The sequence below is a fragment of the Neobacillus sp. 204 genome, assembly GCF_046562815.1.
Classification (GTDB): Bacteria; Bacillota; Bacilli; order Bacillales; family Cytobacillaceae; genus Neobacillus.
On record NZ_JBJORY010000013.1, the window covers coordinates 77,102 to 94,432 of the forward strand.

Genomic DNA, 17,331 nt, shown 5'->3' on the forward strand with positions numbered 1-17,331 from the left:
TCCTGAAAATTAAGAAAGGGTGTTAATTAGTATGTCTAATACTCAAGATACAGTTTTCATTATTACGGGTGCTTCTTCTGGGATTGGAGAAACTACGGCAAAAGAACTTGCATCAAAAGGTTCAAAGTTGGTACTTGCAGCTCGTCGTGAAGACCGTTTAAAGAAATTACAAGAAGAATAAAAAAATAAAGTTTATTGGAGGAATTAAAATGGCAAAACATGAAGAAGTAAAAAATGGCGTTATTTTCCCAGTGGGCGAAAAAAATGAAGCATATTCACAATTTTTTGTGGGACAAAGTTATCTTAAAACATTAATTGCTGATCCTAAAGTGAGTGTTAGTGTTGGGAATGTGACCTTTGAACCAGGATGCAGAAATAACTGGCATATCCATCGTGATGGCTTTCAACTTTTATTAGTAACAGGTGGCGAAGGTTGGTACCAAGAAGAAGGAAATCCTGCTCAATTCTTACAAGCCGGTGATGTTATTGTCACCCATGATGGTGTAAAACACTGGCATGGTGCTGCAAAAGACAGCTGGTTTGAACACATTGCAATCACTGGAGGTACGCCAGAATGGTTGGAACCAGTAACAGATGAGGAATATAACAAATTAAAATAATAGTTTTGGATAAGAATTGAGGGTGTCCCAAAAGTTTAACTTTTAGGGGCACCCTTTTTTGTGTATGGTTCTATGAAACTCGTCTGTTGATTGCAGCGAAGGGCGCTTCCCTTTCCGCAGGCGGTCCGGGGAGCCTCTTTTTTATATCATTCCTAAGCATAGTAATTTATATTTAACTTTACATTTACTCCTCAGTAATTGTTCCGCACTCAGGCGCAATTATTGATTAATTATTTCCAATTTCTCAGTTATATCACTTAGAAATTGGAATTATACTGGAATTTCCTTAACGATGTAAATCCACGTTTGACTAGTTTTATTTACTCAAAAAGGTAAACAAAAGATAAACCGCTGACCCCCACATTACTAAGGCAGATATTTTATTTAGTACCAACATGAATTTTCCAGTTTTATCAAGGTTTCCAGTAATTCGTCCAACTAGTGCCAGTCCTAAAAACCAAATCCACGAAACCAATATACACGCAAATGCAAATATAACTTTTTCTTCCCCCTGGTATTTTAATGAACTTGTTCCAATTACACCGACAGTATCCATGATTGCATGAGGGTTTAACAAAGAAACAGATGCTGCAAACAATACTTGTTTCTTTAAAGAAAATTTATTCGCACTTATATCCCTTTCATTACTTGGTTTACTATTCCATGTACTCCATCCCATATATATTAAAAAGATAAAACCTCCCCCAATTAGAATAATTTTTATCCAAAAGGAACCTAGAATGAGTAATGAGACACCTAAAACAGATACCAAGATTAGGAGGGTATCACACAAAGAGGCTGTTATGATGACTGGTAATGCTTTAATAAAACGAGGTTGAAGTACCCCCTGATTAAATACAAAAACATTTTGGGCACCAAGAGGCAGAATAAGCCCCAGTGCAAGAAACAATCCATGAATAAATGGTTCTAACATCTGATGTTCTCCTTTTCTTTGCATATTATCACTGGTTTTATTGTAGTTAAAAAATATGAATAGGTCTCCAACCAATTGGATGGAATCCTAACCAACCAAGTTATATAATAGAATTATTTATAAAAAGGAGTACATTATGTTTATAATCGATTGGAAACCAAATAAGTCATCTCCTGTCCCATTACATAAACAAATAACTGATTTTATTAAAGAAAAAATCTCGAATGGAGAATGGACAATCGGATATAGACTCCCTCCCCAACGTACTTTGGCAAAGGCTTTGGGAGTGAATAGGAGTACAGTTGTAACTGCATTTGATGAATTAATAGCAGAAGGACTGATTGAAGGAAAAAGCGGCAGTGGAACAAGAGTCGTAAATAATACATGGAATCTGTTAGCTACAACTCCTCCCCCAGATTGGAGTTCATACGTTAATTTTGGAATACATAAGCCCAACTTGCCAACAATTCAAGAAATAAATCAAGCCGAATTCACTTCTAACATCATCCGTTTGGGAACAGGAGAATTATCGCCAGATCTTATTCCCAGCATTTCAATGAAAAAAGTTTTTAATGAATTGTCCAATAGAGATATTTCTTATGGCTATGAAGAACCAAAGGGGTTGCTGCCGTTAAGGGAACAAATCGCCACCTATCTAAACACAATTGGGATTTCCGCTTCTCCTTCTTCGATTTTAATCGTATCAGGTGCTTTACAAGCCTTACATCTTATAAGTGTTGGTTTATTACATAAAGGTTCTACCGTGTTAACAGAAAAGCCATCCTATCTTCATTCATTAAATGTCTTCCAGTCAGCAGGTATGCGTTTAGTTGGCATTCCTATGGATAAAGAAGGAATTCAGGCAAATCATATTCCTAAATATAAAAAACAACATAGTGCTGCTTTACTTTATACAATTCCTTCCTTTCACAATCCTACTGGAACTTTAATGACCGTTGAAAGGCGTAATCAGTTATTTAATATTTGTCAACAAGAGCAATTACCTTTAATTGAGGATGATGTGTACAGAGAATTATGGTTCGATGAATATCCGCCACAACCAATTAAGGCATTTGACAAAAATGGACTTGTACTTTATTTGGGAAGTTTGTCTAAATCGTTAAGTCCTGGTCTCCGTATTGGTTGGATAGTTGGCCCTGAACCAGTTGTAGATCACTTGGCAGATATTAAAATGCAAACGGATTATGGGTCCAGTTCTATATCGCAGTGGGCAGCAGTTGAGTGGTTTTCCAGCGGACTTTACTATAAACATCTGAATGAAGTAAGAAAACAACTGAAAATTCGAAGAGATTTTACTTTAGATATTTTGAACAAGTATTTTTCTGATATTGCAGTTTGGGAAAAACCAACAGGAGGATTTTTTATTTGGTTGCGTTTGTTACCGTCACTCTCAATTAGAAAATTATTTGAAATTGCACTTAAAGAAGGAATATTACTGAATCCAGGAAATGTTTATGATCATCAAGCTGAACAATATCTACGAATTTCTTATTCATTTGCTTCTCTTACCAATATAGAGAATGGTCTGAGACGCTTATCAAAAATTGTAAAATCAATAGCAAAATAAGGGCTCCATTTGAAGCCCTTATTGGTCAATTCCTTATTCAAGTATCTCTAGCCTGTTACTTTATCGACCGAGTCCCTTTTTATTCTTACCGACATTATCATTTGGTGAGTCTCCGGTACCATTTTTGCTCTTGCTATTAGGCGTTCCATAAATTTGATTATCCTTTGTTACTTTAGCTCCGGTTAAAAAATCATCCTTTGTTTCCATCCTTATCATCTCCTTTTGTTAATCTCTCATATTATCTATGGAGAGGATCGGATTTATACAATAATGTGGGTGTAACCTTTATTTAAAATTTTTAGAATAATGACTCAGATCCTTCACGCATTACATTTAATTGGTTCCTTACTGAACCTGCCACTTTAATAGAATAGCTGTTTTTTAAATGATTTTAGGTATAGCATCATTTTAGATTGACAAATGCTATATATGCCATTATCATCAACTCTAACTTATTTATGGGAGAGATAAAATGAAAATTTATGTTGATGCAGATGCTTGTCCGGTAAAAGATATTATTATCTCTGAAGGTACGAATGCAGAAATTCCTGTTATCCTTGTTACTAGCTTTTCTCATTTTTCTAGTGCGGAACAACCATCAGGAGTGGAAACCATTTATGTTGATTCTGGAGCAGACGCTGCGGATTATCGGATTATGAAGTTAGTAGAAAAAGGAGATATAATCGTTACGCAAGATTATGGTCTTGCTTCGCTAGGTTTAGCAAAAGGTTGTACGGTTCTTCACCATATTGGGTATACCTATACAAATGAAAACATTGACCAATTATTACAATCACGTTATTTAAGTGCAATGGCTCGAAAAAGTGGAAAGCGTACAAAGGGGCCAAAACCATTTACATCAGAAGATAGGGAGAAATTTAGGGAGCTTTTTAAACGATCGATTTCACGATAAAAAAGAACGTTCTTTTGTTAATGAAAACCTAATATCCCTCTTCTAATTAACTGCCCTTTTATTTAATAAGAAAAAAGCCACCAAGATTGGCAGCTGAACTTTACTCTTTTACCTGTTAATTGATAAGGGTGAAGAAATCTCTTTAATTCTTGCACAAATTGGTTTAATGAAAAAGTCATTATTACGATAATCAAAATCGTTCCATAGTTAGATCAGTATTTACGGAAACGGCCGCTTTATTACCTTCGGCAGCTGAAATCATTAATGAAGATGGTCCGGATTTTTCAGTTTCTCCCGCAATATAAATATTTTTTTGTGTTGTTCTACCAAAACCATCTGTTACAACGGTTCCATTTTCTTGTACTTCACACCCAAGCGTCTCAGCAAAATGATTAGGGCGATAAAAAGATGGAACCACAAATCCAGCTGATCTTATAATCGTTTCTCCTGATACAAATTCAATTTTTTGTAGATAACCGTTATCACCTATTAAGGCTTTTATCGGCTCCGATTTTATTTTGATCCTGCGTTTGGATAACTCTTGAACTCCTTCTTTAGATAGTTCAACTCCATTTGTTACGACAACTAAATCCTTCGACCAGTTATAAATTAATTTAGCCATATGCAGTGCATGCTCTTCTTTTTCAGCCATGACAATTAATGGCTTATCCCTTAGCTCCCAACCATCACAATACGGGCAGCTAAAAAGGCTTTTTCCATAATAATTTCTTACACTTTGAATAGAAAATACCTCTTGAATACCTGTAGCTAATATAATCTTTTCTGTAACAAATTCCTGACCTTCCGTTGATTTTACGATAAATCTTTCATTACCATTATCTTTGATTATTTCAGTAATTGTTGCCTTGAAATAAGATACGGATGGATAATTTTCCAATTCTTTTCGCCCTATTTCTTTAAACTCTTGTGGTTTTATACCATCTCGAGTAATAAATCCATGTGACTCATGTGTTACTCTATTCCTATTCGATCCATCGTCAAATACAGCAATTTTTCTTCTAGCCCTTCCTAAAGTTAAACTAGAACTTAATCCGGCAGGACCTGCACCAACAATGATACAATCAAAAATATTCATTACTCTCCACCTCTACTTGTTAATAATCATTAATTAAGGATATTAATACTCCTTAATATCTATAATAGGAGTAAAATAACATGGCTTAAGGAGCCAATGTCATCTGTTTAGCTATATCAACGATCTTTTTTTGTTTTAATTCATTTAACATCTTTTCTTCTGCGGAAATAATTACATTTTGTATTAAACATTCAGGATTATGATTTAAACAATAGTCAAATAAAGGTGTAGGACCTTCAATCGCCTGAATAATATCCAAAAACGATATACTTTCCCAATCTCGTCTTAGCTTATAACCACCATTCGCACCTGAAGTTGATTCAACCATGCCTGCCTTAACAAGTTTAGTTAGTATTTTAGATAAATACGTAGTAGAAACCCCTTGACGTTCAGCGAGTTGGTGAACTCCCACATGTTTCTCAGGCGCAGCAATCGCCAAATATAACATGGTATGAAGTGCATAATTTGTTGCTTTTGAATATTTCATTCTTATTTTCCACTCCAATTAAAGATATTGTGTATCCACTATATCCGTTATAAGATTTTAAGTCAATCAAGTTGTTTTATTATTACCATCTATTTGTTTTCGAAACTAACCTGCTTCGTTTAAGTAAAAACCTTCACAATCTCCCATCCATTTCTATGTAATTCATTAAAGTCTACTAAAAACTTTTTTTATTTTCTAAACAGAACAGATGTTTTGATGTAAAATAGTTATGACTGTTTTTGTTTTACTAGATTAATAATTATTAGAGGTGGAATTAAATTGAATGGTACATCACATGCAGTAATTGGATCAGCAACAGGATTTATTGTTGCTAATACATTTCAAGCCTCTCCGTCTGAGACACTCTTGTTTGTCGGTTTAGGTGGCGTCTCAGGATTAATCCCTGATTTAGATATTGACGGGAAACTTCGTGGAAAGATTACTTTGTCGCATAAGGTGATTCGGTTATCTGCCCTGATCATTGGAATGATGATGATTTTATATAGTTTCTATGAGAAAACAGTGGAAGAGAGATGGCTGGGGGTCGGAATCGGATTTTTGATTGTAGTGGTTGCTTCCTTAATTAAGCAAAAACATATGTTAACTATTACAGGAATTGCTGTCCTGGTCGGAGGATTCTCGTTAGAGGAACTTTGGTTAATTCTGCTAGGGATCTACATTGTAATTGCCTCCTTTACTCCTCACCGCAGCTATACCCATTCGATCCTAGGCATTGTTTTCTTTGGGGTTATTGCTTCCAATTTAGAGACTTCACTTGGGATCCAGGGTGTTTTCTATTCCTGTTTTGGCGGTTATATCAGTCACCTAATAGCAGATTTAAAAATTCTACCATTTAATAAACGTGGGATTAAGCTGTTCTTACCACTTTCATCCAAGGAAATATAACTCTGACAAAAATGACAATGGAAACCACTATATCCTGATATTGGAAACATTTTTATATGTTACGTTGCTAATTAGGTTGTTATAATGGTGGTTATGTAATACTTAGGAGGATACCGCAATGACCACATTTGAAAAGTTAAAGCCAATTATAGCCGACCAACTGGGTGTCAAAATTGAGACTATCAAATCAGAATCATCATTCAAAGATGACTTCGAAGCCGATTCGCTTGATATGGTGGACCTGACAATGGAAATTGAAGATGAATTCGCGATCGAAATTAGTGACAAAGTTGCAGCGACGCTTCAAACGGTCGGTGATGTAGTAAACTATATTGAAAACCGATAACAAATTGGGATAGAGGATAACCCAACTCTGCAGAAAGCATAGAGTGTAGCCGAAACCTCATAACATGTCCATGGTCCAAAACCTTAATGAGGTTTAGTTTTCAAACAAAAAAGCCCTTTTTAGGGCTTTTTCAAGTTAAGAGTGATAGCTTTTTCTTAGAAACAGATTACTGCTCCAACTATGATTAACAAGATAAACAATACAACGATTAAAGCAAAGCCACCTCCGAATCCGAACCCTCCGTACCCATAGCCACAACAACCACCAAATCCACCATAACCAAACATTCTATTTCCTCCTTTAAATTTATTCCCTACAATTTATGTTAAGAAATTAATAATGGGAAGGGCTTATCACTAGGATTTTATGAGGACAAACACATTTCCGATTACGAAACCTTCCTAATTTAAATAAAAGCTAATTTTCTGTCCAAATCAAAAAAAGCCCCTTACTTGGAGACTTTTTTCATGGTACATTTCCTGTTTATTTACTTTTAATCAGCACTTGTCCCCTTTCAGCTTTATTTTGAGTGCATATGTTATTATTACCACCAGCCGCTACGTATTTTTAATACCTCCGAAGAGGCGTTTGCAAATATAGCAAACGCTTTTTTATATTTAGAAATTGTTCAAACAAATTGCTGATTTCTAATTAAACAAATAATATTTCAAGGGAACTACAGGTAAGAACGTTCTAAAAGCAGTGTGGTTTTCAGACGCTTTTGATCAGTTTCATCTCTCCATTTTTAGGGACTAACTCACTGATATTTTCATATTTTCCTTCCCTTTTTGAAGGGTTTTGGTCCCCCACGACATATTCCTTAAAAGAATAACAAAAGAGTTTACGGGCCACTCGTCCTTTATCACCAATTAGATTGAACCAGCTTTGCCCCACATAAAAAGGATTCGTTAGTAACTTTTCGATAATGTCAGCTATACGGTCCTTTTCTTCCCCTGGATTAAATTTTGTTTTAGAAGAAAGGGCCAAGATAAAATAATTTTTACACTGATCTAATTCGAGTAATTGAAGATGGTACTTCTTCCGTTGATTTTGATTGAAATTCCTCAGGACTGTTTTGATACTTTCTTCAACATCAATTTCAAATTTACTTGCATCGTTCCAGGTCGATAAACGTGAATCAAAAATAGATAGTGTTAGTATATAATATGCAGCAAAATTTTGGGGATCAAATACTTCATTCACAACTTGTTTTTCATCTTCCGGTACAACAACATAGTTTTTATAGTCAGCAAAGAATTTTTCAAACATATCATATACCTTCTTTCGTACCTTGATAGAATGGATGATTGTATTAATATATTCCTTTATTAAAATCAAAAATCCTGCGTATTCTTCCAAAAATCCACAACTTTCACTGTTTTTAATTAAAAAGTCCCATTTTAGTATTAATAACTTGTCGTAACAGGTCTTTTGATCGAGCTAGAGATTGGAAAATTGGCAAACAATTAAATTATTTACTTTTTTTAACATCCGTTGTATGATATTAATGTGATATCACTTTTATATCACTTGGATATTAGGAGGGGAACCTTATGAAAGAGAAATCAATTTTTAAAATGAATGGGTTTGCTGCACTGGTCATTGCGCTTTTGTGTATTGTTTTTGGGATTTACTTAATTGTTACTGGATCAATTTCGGAGAAAATATCCGGAGGAATCGTCGTCCTTTTAGGACTGATTATTGCAACAAGTTTAACCATTGTGCAACCCAATGAAGCAAAGGTATTAACGTTCTTTGGAACCTATCTCGGTGTCATTAGAGACCAAGGATTATGGGCAACGATTCCCTTTACTTTCAAACGGAGCGTTTCCTTACGTGTGAGAAACTTTAACAGTGAGAGACTAAAAGTCAATGATTTGGAAGGAAATCCAATCGAGATTGCAGCAGTTGTGGTATACAAAGTAAGAGATTCTGCAAAAGCCTTGTATGACGTAGAAAACTACGTAAAATTCATTCAAATTCAAAGTGAAACCGGTATTCGTCATATTGCGAGCAGATATGCCTATGATTCATTTGACAATTCGGAAAACACTTTAACCCTTCGTCAAAATAGTGATGAGGTGGCTGATGTACTTGCTCATGATTTACAAACCAGACTTGATGTTGCGGGTGTGGATGTCATTCAGGCACAAATTATGCATCTTGCCTACTCTTCCGAAATCGCTTCTGCCATGCTTCAAAGGCAACAAGCGCAAGCTGTATTATCTGCACGTAAAGTGATTGTTGACGGAGCAGTAGGCCTAGTGAAAGCAGCGATTGATCAACTCGCAGAGCAGGAAATTGTCGACCTAGATGAAGAGAAAAAAGCACAAATGGTCAATAACCTAATGGTCGCCATTGTCTCCGAGAAAGGAACGCAGCCAATTATCAATACAGGAAGCATTTATTAAGGTCGTGTTTAAATGAGTAAAAGAAAATCATTTCCGCTTCGCATCGATCCCAAATTATATGAAGTGCTGGAAAAATGGGCCGAAGATGAAATTAGAAGCGTTAACGCCCAAATCGAAGTCATCTTAAAAGAGGCAGCCAAAAAGGCGGGAAGATTAAAAAAAGAATAGACAAAAAAGCCTGTATTTTAGATTATTGCTAATCATAAATACAGGCTTTTTGATATTCTATAAATTTTTTACTGTCATATCCATCTGTTTTTTTGTTCGAAAGTTTACGATAACATAACAGAGAACTAATAATACAAACAGAATAACCCCTACAATTTCAAAATCCAGTTCAGCCCATGGGAAGAAAAACGTAAAGGCTTGATAAAAGGAAACACCGTAAGCCAAGGATACTATCACCCATCCCATAACTCGTGAAGCCGATTGTCCTAATCGATCGGATTGGTTAATCATACGAAAGGCAACAAATGAATCCAATGTATCTGTTACCATCATACCCAGCATAAATATGAGCCCCAGTAGAACTGGCATGTAACTTGCTGTATTTCCTGCCGCTATCGCCCACATAGACGTTTGGCTAACCGTTTCAGCTGCTAGTGCGAATAATCCGCCAATCAAAATGACAAAAAAGGGATTTGTGGTTTCTTGTAACATACGCGGCAGAAACTTCCCTTTGATTCCACTAACCTGAAAATCTTCATCAAATGTTGATTTTTTGCGCAAAAGATTATAGATATTTAATGTACCAATGCCAAAAAGTGAAACAATCGATATCCAAGTGACAAGTGTAGTAACGAGTTCTGGTATCTTAAAGCTCTTCATGAAAATACCCAGAATAACCGCTATACATGTTACAACCGAACCGTGCCCAAGCGAGAATAGAAAGCCCACCCAGCGGGCAATCGGACTATTCATACGCCCATTATAACGGGTTAAACCATCGATACATGCCAGATGATCAGCATCCAGTCCATGACGAAGCCCCAACACAAATACAAGAAGTATTAACGAGATTATTTCCATTCATTAGCTCCTCTCTCTCCTATAAACTTTCCCAAAGGGATTTTAAACTTTTCCGTTATCCCCATCTGACTTTGCTTTTAATCCTGGCATTGACAATTAGATGTGGGTTTATTTCATCAAACTGCTATTTTTTTCCTCGCTATCATAATGAAAAAGATTTATATTTAATCTCTTGAAAGGAACGGACATTTCCCTTGATAAATGTGATACCGCCTCATGGCAATTCGGTATATTTCGGTCTATTAAAATACCCGCGATGGTTCCACTGTGGGCGATAACTGTTCCTCCCTGATAGGTAAGAGCTAATTTTTCTAATTGATGAAAAACAGGTTTTGGCAGTATTTTTTGATTCACCCGTGCACTCATCGTTGCTGCCTTGCAAATATAAGATAAATTTTTATCCCTAAACCCTTTTTTGACCAAATCATATGCTTCTGAAAAGTGCTTTCGATCGTCCCGGCTATATGCTTTTGGAGCTTGATTAAATTCAATCGTATTGATTGTACCTCCGAGATCCATGCCAACGAGGATATATGGTGGTAAGACTCCAAAGCTTTCCATAAGCTGTCCATGAATATAGTCATAAGCCACAACCTCCTCATACATCACCCCATCGGTGGGCTCGAGCTTTGCGGCAATGGTTGAGATTGTTTCATTTGTAAGAGAAAGAGAATAGCTGTGAGAAATAGCTCTCAAAGCTGCTACGATATCAGCGGAACTGCTTGCCAGCCCCTTTCCAACGGGTATATTCGAGCGTATCTCAAGATGTCCGCCTCCCTTTATTCCAAACAGTTGGAGTAACATTTCTCCTGCTCTCATCGCTTTCCTCTTTGAATCTACCACTCTTATTTTAGAAATGCCTGGATCTGGAATAAAGGTAGCCTCACTCCTTAAAGTTGGGATGGGCAGTGTGATTAAAAACGGACGTTCTCCGATAATCCCTTGTACAAGTTCTCCAAATGTTCCATGACAACTTCCTTTACCAAGTTTCATTTTTTTACTCCTATACGACTAATTCATCCCCTGTTCAACCAAAAAGGAGAAATCTAATAGCTGAGTGGAATCCTTACGAAACAGCTGCCGGGCAGTAAGCAAATCACCGCCATGTCCATACTTTTCAATGTAGGCCATTAAAACTCAATTCCCTTCACAGCAGGAATTCCATCATTATAGTAATGCTTCACGACCTTCATTTCCGTTACTAAATCAGCACAAGCAATAATTTCCTCTCTTGCAGACCGTCCGGTAATCACAAGATGCATCCCCTTGGGGCGGTGCTGGATCAACTCAAGGACCTCTTTCAATGGAAGAACATCATCAATCGGAAATTTTTCGATCGCCAGCGCATTATTCAATTCATCTAAAATGACCACATCATATCCGCCAAAGAGCACCCTTTCTTTCGTAAAGGCCCACGCTGTTTTTAAAGCCTCTCGATGCTCCTCCGGTGTTTTTGTCCAGGTAAAGCCCACACCCGTTTGAAAGGTTTCAATTCCCAATTTGTCAAACGTGATTTTTTCTCCATATGTTCTTTCCGAAGATTTAATATATTGAATCACTAGGACCCTTTTCCCTCGTCCAGCGGCACGGATGGCAAGTCCAAAGGCCGCCGTTGTTTTCCCTTTTCCATCGCCGGTATAAACTAACGTGAGACCGCGCTTTGCTTTGTTTTCTGTTAATGCTTCCATCCTATTCGCTCCTTCGTTACAACCAGACTGTTTTTTCTTCAAATGAAGTCCGAGCCGGCGCTTTGGCTTTTTTTAACATTTCATCATCGGGATAACCGATAAATAGGTTTCCGATTATTTTTTTGTTTTCTGGTGATCCGATAAACTCATACATCCGTGCATCGCGAACAAGTCCTACGCCCCTTGTCCGCCAAACTAGCCCCAAGCCCAATTCTTTTGCGGCCAGCCACATCGAATGGATGGCACAGCATACGGCATATTCATTATCCAAAGATGCCTCTTCATCCCCTGGAACCATGTCAGCTGTCACGACAATGTGAACCGGTGTCGTTTTTAGTACCTTTAAGGAACTCTCAATCAGATGTGGTTTCGTTGGAAAGCGCTCCTGCAAATAATCATTTGCCAAAGCCTCATAGCTTTTTTTGGCTTCCCCTTTTATCACATAAAAGCCCCAAGGTTCCCGCATCCGATCATTTGGCGCCCATGTCGCTGCTTCCAATAAGGTTTTAATTTTTTTGTCTTCGACCTCTCGTTGAGCATAATCGCGAATCGCTCTCCGATTTTTGATCTCAGCTATAATCGACATCTTACTCCCTCCCCATTCCAACTACTTGCTTTCCTTCTCCTTCTTGAAACCATCTTATTTTCTCCCGCACCCCAACGACATCGCCAACAAGGACAATCGCTGGATGGGTGATGCCTGCTTCAAGAGCCCGGTCTTCGATATTTTTTAATGTTCCTGTAACCGTCTTCTGCTCCTGCGTTGTCCCCCATTGAATAATCGCAGCTTTCGTATGAGGATTTTTTCCATGCTCGATTAAACTAGTACATATATAGTTTAAATTCCCAATTCCCATATAAAAGGCAATCGTATCTATCCCAGCAAGGGCTTGCCAATTCAATTGATCTTGTTCCTTTTCAGCCCGGCTGTGGCCTGTGACGATAGCGAAGGAGGAGGCATAATCCCGATGGGTAACAGGGATTCCTGCATAGGCAGGTGCGGCGATTCCAGAGGTAATCCCTGGCACGATTTCGTATGGAATGCCATTTACAGCTAATACTTCCGCTTCTTCGCCTACACGGCCGAAGATACAGGGGTCGCCCCCTTTTAATCTGGTGACGGTCTTTCCATTCGTGGCTTTTTCGATTAACAGCTCATGAATTTGTTCTTGGATAATTTGATGTTTTCCCGGTTGTTTGCCGCAAAAAATCAGCTCTGCATCCGCTTTTGCGTATTTGAGCAGTTCATCGTTCACTAAGCGGTCATATAAAATCACATCCGCCTGTTGGATGCACTCCATCCCATACACGGTGATCAGCTTGGGATCTCCCGGTCCTGCACCGACAAGGTACACTTTTCCTTTAGTCATGTCATGATCAATCTCCTTTTACCGTTACTCTTTTGAAATGCCTGCCGATGCAAAAGTGGCCATTTCTTTCAGCATCAATGAGGCGGACTGTAAGATTGGGAAGGCAACCGCAGCCCCGCTCCCTTCACCTAGACGCAAACCTAAATCAAGCAGAGGCTTCTTTCCTAATAACTGAAGGGCTATTTCGTGTCCTGGTTCAACGGAACGATGTCCTACGATCATATAATTACTTGCTGTATCGCAAATTTCCTTTGCTAGCAGGGCAGATATGGTACAAATAAACCCGTCGACCAAAATCGGGACCCGGTTCGCCGCTCCCGCTAACATCGCCCCGGTCATTCCGGCAATTTCCAATCCGCCTATTTTGGCTAAGATATCGATTGGATCCTTCCGATCAGGCTTTCTATCCTTTAGTGCCCTTTCAATAACCCCTTGTTTATGAATGATTTTTTCGGCGGCAATCCCTGTTCCCCGGCCGACAAGCGTACTGATGTCCTGACCACTTAAAACGGCTAATATTGCGCTGCTTGGAGTGGTGTTGCCGATTCCCATCTCACCAAGAATTAAGCATTTGCTTCCCTGCTCGATCATGTGTTCAGCCCGTTCATAGCCGGCAGCGATCGCTTTTTCGACTTCTTCTCTGGTCATGGCATCCTGCTTGCAAAAATTTCCTGTGCCATAGCGAATCTTCCGTTTCACGACACCGTCAGCCTCAATATCAGCGGCAACACCAATATCGACTACTTCAAACATCGCACCAATTTGTTTGCTAAACACATTAATCGCTGCACCGCTGTTTAAAAAATTCATCACCATTTGCACGGTCACTTCTTGCGGGAAAGCGGATACCCCTTCTTCGACCACTCCGTGATCAGCGGCAAACACAATCACACCAGCTGGTGACACGACAGGAAATGCTTCAGAAGTAATTTCTGCCAGTTGTATGGCTAATTCCTCTAATCTGCCTAAACTACCTGGAGGTTTCGTTAAGGTATCAATATACTCCCTGACCTTTTGACCCATTTCTAAATCCAGAGGTTGAATCGCCTTTTTTACACCATTCATTGGGTAATCCCCCTTTTTTGGAATTCCTTCATTTTTTGTTCAATGTCATCGAGTTTTACGTGTCCCCTTACATGATCCGCTAACCGATCAAATGCTTCTTCACGTAATTGGTTAAAAGAAACCCGCTGATGAATCGGCTCCAAGCCCTTTGTTTTGCGAATCTGATTAAGCAGTTCTTTACGAAAGTCATCATTATGAAAAATCCCATGAAAATAGGTGCCGATTATTTTTTCATCTGGCGTTTTACAGCCATCCAATCGGCCTAATGTTTCAATAAGCCCCCGGGACTCCCTCGTCGCTTGAGTTTCTCCCATATGAATCTCATAACCTGTTACGTTGAAGCTTTTTCCGTAAAGATTTAGGGACCCATTCGATAATACAGTTGTCTTGTCGTTTGTAATCGACGTCTGGATTGGCAATAAGCGAAGACCTTCTATTTCTTGATGGAGTGACTCGATCGCAAACGGGTCGTCAATTTTTTCACCGAGCATTTGATATCCGCCGCAGATCCCGAATATCACGGTTTTATTCTTTTTCTGTAATTCCGCCATTTTTTGTGCGATACCGCTATTTCTTAAAAACAGCAAATCTTCGATGGTGTTCTTGCTTCCTGGGAGAATCACTAAATCTGGGTTATGCAATTGGTCCGCTCTCGTAATAAAACGGACATGACAATCAGGTTCGACAAAGAAAGGATCAACATCGGTAAAATTGGAAATTTTCGGATATTGAATCACCGCAATATCTAGTTCTTTTTCGGTATTTCGGACGGATGTATATTGATTTAAAATAACCGAATCCTCCGCATCAATATTTAAATTCTCCAAATAAGGAATCACCCCAAGAACCGGTTTTCCTGTATATTCCTCAAACCACGTTAATCCAGATTCCAAAAGCCGAATATCGCCGCGAAATTTATTGATGATCACACCAATTACCCGGTCACGGTCCTCAGGTTCCATTAGCTGAAGGGTTCCTACTAAACTGGCAAAAACCCCGCCTTTTTCGATATCGCCAATCAAAATAACAGGGGCGCCCGCCATTCTTGCGACCCGCATATTGACCATTTCCCGGTCATTCAAATTAATCTCGGCAGGGCTGCCAGCCCCTTCAATGACAATCCGTTGATAATTATCTGACAGAACAGAAAGAGATTCTTGAATGAGCTCTAACCCCGTTTGAAAGAATTCCCTTCGATAAGCACCAGCCTCCATGTTTTTATACGGTTTTCCATGGACCACAATTTGTGATTGATTATCCCGGTTCGGCTTGAGTAAAATCGGATTCATATCGGTTGTTGCCTGAATGCCTGCTGCTTCTGCCTGGACTCCCTGGGCTCTTCCTATTTCTTTTCCGTCCACAGTTATATAAGAATTTAAGGCCATATTTTGTGATTTAAAGGGAACGGTCTTATGCCCGTCCTGGGCAAAAATACGGCAAAAAGCCGTAACGACGACACTTTTGCCGACATCAGAATTTGTACCTTGAAACATAAGCGGAAGTGCCTTAGTCATTTTCTTTGAACTCCTTACATTTCTTCACCCAATTTTCGACGAGTCGAGGGCATGAACCAAAATGAAAATGGGTATAACCAGCGATTAAACTGCCATTCCTATACCCCTCTTGTTTATACCCGCGCATGCCTTTTGTTTGGTAGGCAGACTGAAATTCCGATCTTGGATGAAAGGTCGAATAGTGGAATTCATGCCCTCTTGCTATCAAATTTCCCTCTAACAAGAAGTTTCCTACTTCTGATGTGATTTCGCGATATCCTAAGGCAGCCAGCTTTGTTTGCATTTTCACCTTACCGGGAATAATCCCGACCATTTCATAGTTCTTTTCATCTGTTGTTTCAAGGGATTCGGTTAAATACATAAAACCGCCGCATTCAGCCAAGGTTGGCATTCCGTTTTCAATCGCAGATCGAATCGAGCTTTTTACCTCTGTATTTTCGGCCAGCTCTTGGGCAAATTCTTCCGGAAATCCCCCGCCAATATATAAGCCATCCACATTTTCTGGCAAGATTTCTCCTTTTAACGGGGAAAACTGGATCAGCTCGGCTCCAGATGCTTCTAACATTTCAAGGTTTTCCTGATAGTAAAAGTTAAAGGCGGCATCTCTTGCCACCGCAATTCTTACTGCTGCCGTTTCCCTTCTCTTAAACTGGGATTCTTTAACCTCCAGTGGTGAAGCATTAGCCAGCTCATATAAAGTGTCTACATCTACCGTTTCAAGGACTAAATCACCTAGCTGATCAAAAAACGGATTCAGTTCTCCCCGTTCCACGGATGGGATCAACCCTAAATGCCGTTCCGGAATTGAAAGCTCCTCATCTTTTTTCAAATAGCCAAGCACCGGAATGCCGCACTCTTGCTGAATGGCTGTTTGGACGATTTTAAAATGTCCTTCGCTGCCAACCCGATTGGCTATCACACCGACAATATTGGCTTCCTTAAGAAACTCTTGAAATCCCTTGACGATGGCAGCAGCGCTCCGGGCCATGCTGGCACAATTAACAACAAGAACCACTGGACTTTCCGTAATCAGGCTGATTTCTGCTGTGGAGCCAGTGTTGTTCAGTGGGTTTTTTCCATCAAAGAAACCCATGACCCCTTCGATGATAGAAATATCTGCGCCTTCACTTCCGCGGATGACAATCTCTTTGACCATCTCGTGGTTTAACATCCAGCTGTCAATGTTTCTGGAAATTCTGCCGGTAACCGCCGTATGGTAGGTCGGATCAATATAATCCGGACCGCATTTAAAGCCCTGCACGGTATATCCCTTTTTCCTCAGTGCAGACATCAGCCCAATCGTTAAGGTTGTCTTTCCGACACCGCTTCCTGTACCTGCAATCACAAGTCTGCGACTTGACATC

General features: G+C 39.0%; 21 protein-coding genes and 1 pseudogene. 8 read left to right on the forward strand and 14 right to left on the reverse strand.

The features are described from left to right. Positions 1-31: 31 nt before the first annotated feature. Both ACJ004_RS23365 and ACJ004_RS23370 read left to right on the forward strand, forming a co-directional pair. A pseudogene (locus ACJ004_RS23365) lies at positions 32-178 on the forward strand (SDR family NAD(P)-dependent oxidoreductase); the annotation flags it as partial. Between the two features lie 31 nt (positions 179-209). After that, complete coding sequence (locus tag ACJ004_RS23370; RefSeq protein WP_410895532.1) at positions 210-620, forward strand: cupin domain-containing protein; 411 nt, start codon at positions 210-212, stop codon at positions 618-620. Between the two features lie 316 nt (positions 621-936). Here the strand turns inward: ACJ004_RS23370 and ACJ004_RS23375 are convergent, their stop codons facing one another. After that, complete coding sequence (locus ACJ004_RS23375; protein ID WP_410895533.1) at positions 937-1,554, reverse strand: LysE/ArgO family amino acid transporter; 618 nt, start codon at positions 1,552-1,554, stop codon at positions 937-939. Between the two features lie 136 nt (positions 1,555-1,690). Between ACJ004_RS23375 and pdxR the strand changes: the two genes are divergently transcribed. Next, on the forward strand, positions 1,691-3,142 hold the full coding sequence (gene pdxR, locus ACJ004_RS23380) for a MocR-like pyridoxine biosynthesis transcription factor PdxR (RefSeq protein WP_410895534.1): 1,452 nt from the start codon (positions 1,691-1,693) through the stop codon (positions 3,140-3,142). A 60-nt stretch (positions 3,143-3,202) separates the two neighbouring features. On the opposite strand, the gene ACJ004_RS23385 is transcribed toward pdxR, so the two are convergent. Then, a complete protein-coding gene (locus ACJ004_RS23385; protein WP_410895535.1) occupies positions 3,203-3,349 on the reverse strand; it encodes a hypothetical protein in 147 nt (48 codons plus the stop codon). A 265-nt stretch (positions 3,350-3,614) separates the two neighbouring features. On the opposite strand from ACJ004_RS23385, the gene ACJ004_RS23390 reads away from it, so the two are divergent. Then, positions 3,615-4,055, forward strand: a complete 441-nt coding sequence (locus ACJ004_RS23390; RefSeq protein ID WP_410895536.1) for a YaiI/YqxD family protein — start codon at positions 3,615-3,617, stop codon at positions 4,053-4,055. 190 nt (positions 4,056-4,245) lie between these two features. Here the strand turns inward: ACJ004_RS23390 and ACJ004_RS23395 are convergent, their stop codons facing one another. Both ACJ004_RS23395 and ACJ004_RS23400 read right to left on the reverse strand, forming a co-directional pair. Beyond that, a complete protein-coding gene (locus tag ACJ004_RS23395) occupies positions 4,246-5,151 on the reverse strand; it encodes an NAD(P)/FAD-dependent oxidoreductase (protein ID WP_410895537.1) in 906 nt (301 codons plus the stop codon). 85 nt (positions 5,152-5,236) lie between these two features. Then, a complete protein-coding gene (locus ACJ004_RS23400) occupies positions 5,237-5,638 on the reverse strand; it encodes an Rrf2 family transcriptional regulator (RefSeq protein WP_410895538.1) in 402 nt (133 codons plus the stop codon). 279 nt (positions 5,639-5,917) lie between these two features. On the opposite strand from ACJ004_RS23400, the gene ACJ004_RS23405 reads away from it, so the two are divergent. Both ACJ004_RS23405 and acpP read left to right on the forward strand, forming a co-directional pair. Beyond that, on the forward strand, positions 5,918-6,544 hold the full coding sequence (locus ACJ004_RS23405; protein WP_410895539.1) for a metal-dependent hydrolase: 627 nt from the start codon (positions 5,918-5,920) through the stop codon (positions 6,542-6,544). 118 nt (positions 6,545-6,662) lie between these two features. After that, positions 6,663-6,890 carry an acyl carrier protein gene (gene acpP, locus ACJ004_RS23410; protein ID WP_410895540.1) on the forward strand — a complete coding sequence of 76 codons (228 nt, stop codon included), beginning with the start codon at positions 6,663-6,665 and terminating at the stop codon, positions 6,888-6,890. Positions 6,891-7,045: 155 nt separating this feature from the next. Here acpP and ACJ004_RS23415 read toward each other — a convergent pair whose 3' ends face one another. Next, entirely contained in the window at positions 7,046-7,177 is a 132-nt protein-coding gene (locus ACJ004_RS23415) for a YjcZ family sporulation protein (RefSeq protein WP_410895541.1), read from the reverse strand. 424 nt (positions 7,178-7,601) lie between these two features. Further along, on the reverse strand, positions 7,602-8,159 hold the full coding sequence (locus ACJ004_RS23420) for a hypothetical protein (RefSeq protein ID WP_410895542.1): 558 nt from the start codon (positions 8,157-8,159) through the stop codon (positions 7,602-7,604). Positions 8,160-8,443: 284 nt separating this feature from the next. Between ACJ004_RS23420 and ACJ004_RS23425 the strand changes: the two genes are divergently transcribed. Together ACJ004_RS23425 and ACJ004_RS23430 are read left to right on the forward strand one after the other, a co-directional pair. Further along, positions 8,444-9,301, forward strand: a complete 858-nt coding sequence (locus ACJ004_RS23425; RefSeq protein ID WP_410895543.1) for an SPFH domain-containing protein — start codon at positions 8,444-8,446, stop codon at positions 9,299-9,301. A gap of 12 nt (positions 9,302-9,313) precedes the next feature. Next, positions 9,314-9,469, forward strand: a complete 156-nt coding sequence (locus tag ACJ004_RS23430; protein WP_098573206.1) for a type II toxin-antitoxin system antitoxin — start codon at positions 9,314-9,316, stop codon at positions 9,467-9,469. Between the two features lie 57 nt (positions 9,470-9,526). On the opposite strand, the gene ACJ004_RS23435 is transcribed toward ACJ004_RS23430, so the two are convergent. The 8 genes from ACJ004_RS23435 to ACJ004_RS23470 form a co-directional block, all read right to left on the reverse strand. Beyond that, positions 9,527-10,330: a HoxN/HupN/NixA family nickel/cobalt transporter gene (locus ACJ004_RS23435; RefSeq protein WP_410895544.1), complete on the reverse strand. Its 804-nt coding sequence runs from the start codon at positions 10,328-10,330 to the stop codon at positions 9,527-9,529. Between the two features lie 108 nt (positions 10,331-10,438). After that, the gene (locus ACJ004_RS23440; RefSeq protein WP_410895545.1) at positions 10,439-11,323 is read right to left on the reverse strand and encodes a GHMP family kinase ATP-binding protein; all 885 of its coding nucleotides are present in this window, start codon (positions 11,321-11,323) and stop codon (positions 10,439-10,441) included. A gap of 137 nt (positions 11,324-11,460) precedes the next feature. Beyond that, positions 11,461-12,060 carry a cob(I)yrinic acid a,c-diamide adenosyltransferase gene (cobO, locus tag ACJ004_RS23445; RefSeq protein WP_410895546.1) on the reverse strand — a complete coding sequence of 200 codons (600 nt, stop codon included), beginning with the start codon at positions 12,058-12,060 and terminating at the stop codon, positions 11,461-11,463. Further along, positions 12,035-12,604 (reverse strand): nitroreductase family protein, encoded by a 570-nt coding sequence (locus tag ACJ004_RS23450; protein WP_410895547.1) that lies wholly within the window; start codon positions 12,602-12,604, stop codon positions 12,035-12,037. Before ACJ004_RS23450 ends, cobO begins: the two co-directional genes overlap by 26 nt. Before the next feature lies 1 nt (position 12,605). Then, complete coding sequence (gene cobA / locus ACJ004_RS23455; protein ID WP_410895548.1) at positions 12,606-13,388, reverse strand: uroporphyrinogen-III C-methyltransferase; 783 nt, start codon at positions 13,386-13,388, stop codon at positions 12,606-12,608. A 24-nt stretch (positions 13,389-13,412) separates the two neighbouring features. Then, positions 13,413-14,453 (reverse strand): nicotinate-nucleotide--dimethylbenzimidazole phosphoribosyltransferase, encoded by a 1,041-nt coding sequence (cobT, locus tag ACJ004_RS23460; RefSeq protein ID WP_410895549.1) that lies wholly within the window; start codon positions 14,451-14,453, stop codon positions 13,413-13,415. Continuing rightward, a complete protein-coding gene (locus ACJ004_RS23465; RefSeq protein ID WP_410895550.1) occupies positions 14,450-15,967 on the reverse strand; it encodes a cobyric acid synthase in 1,518 nt (505 codons plus the stop codon). Before ACJ004_RS23465 ends, cobT begins: the two co-directional genes overlap by 4 nt. Beyond that, positions 15,960-17,330 (reverse strand): cobyrinic acid a,c-diamide synthase CobB, encoded by a 1,371-nt coding sequence (locus tag ACJ004_RS23470; RefSeq protein ID WP_410895551.1) that lies wholly within the window; start codon positions 17,328-17,330, stop codon positions 15,960-15,962. The genes ACJ004_RS23465 and ACJ004_RS23470 overlap by 8 nt, the downstream gene beginning before the upstream one ends. Between the last annotated feature and the right edge of the window lies 1 nt (position 17,331).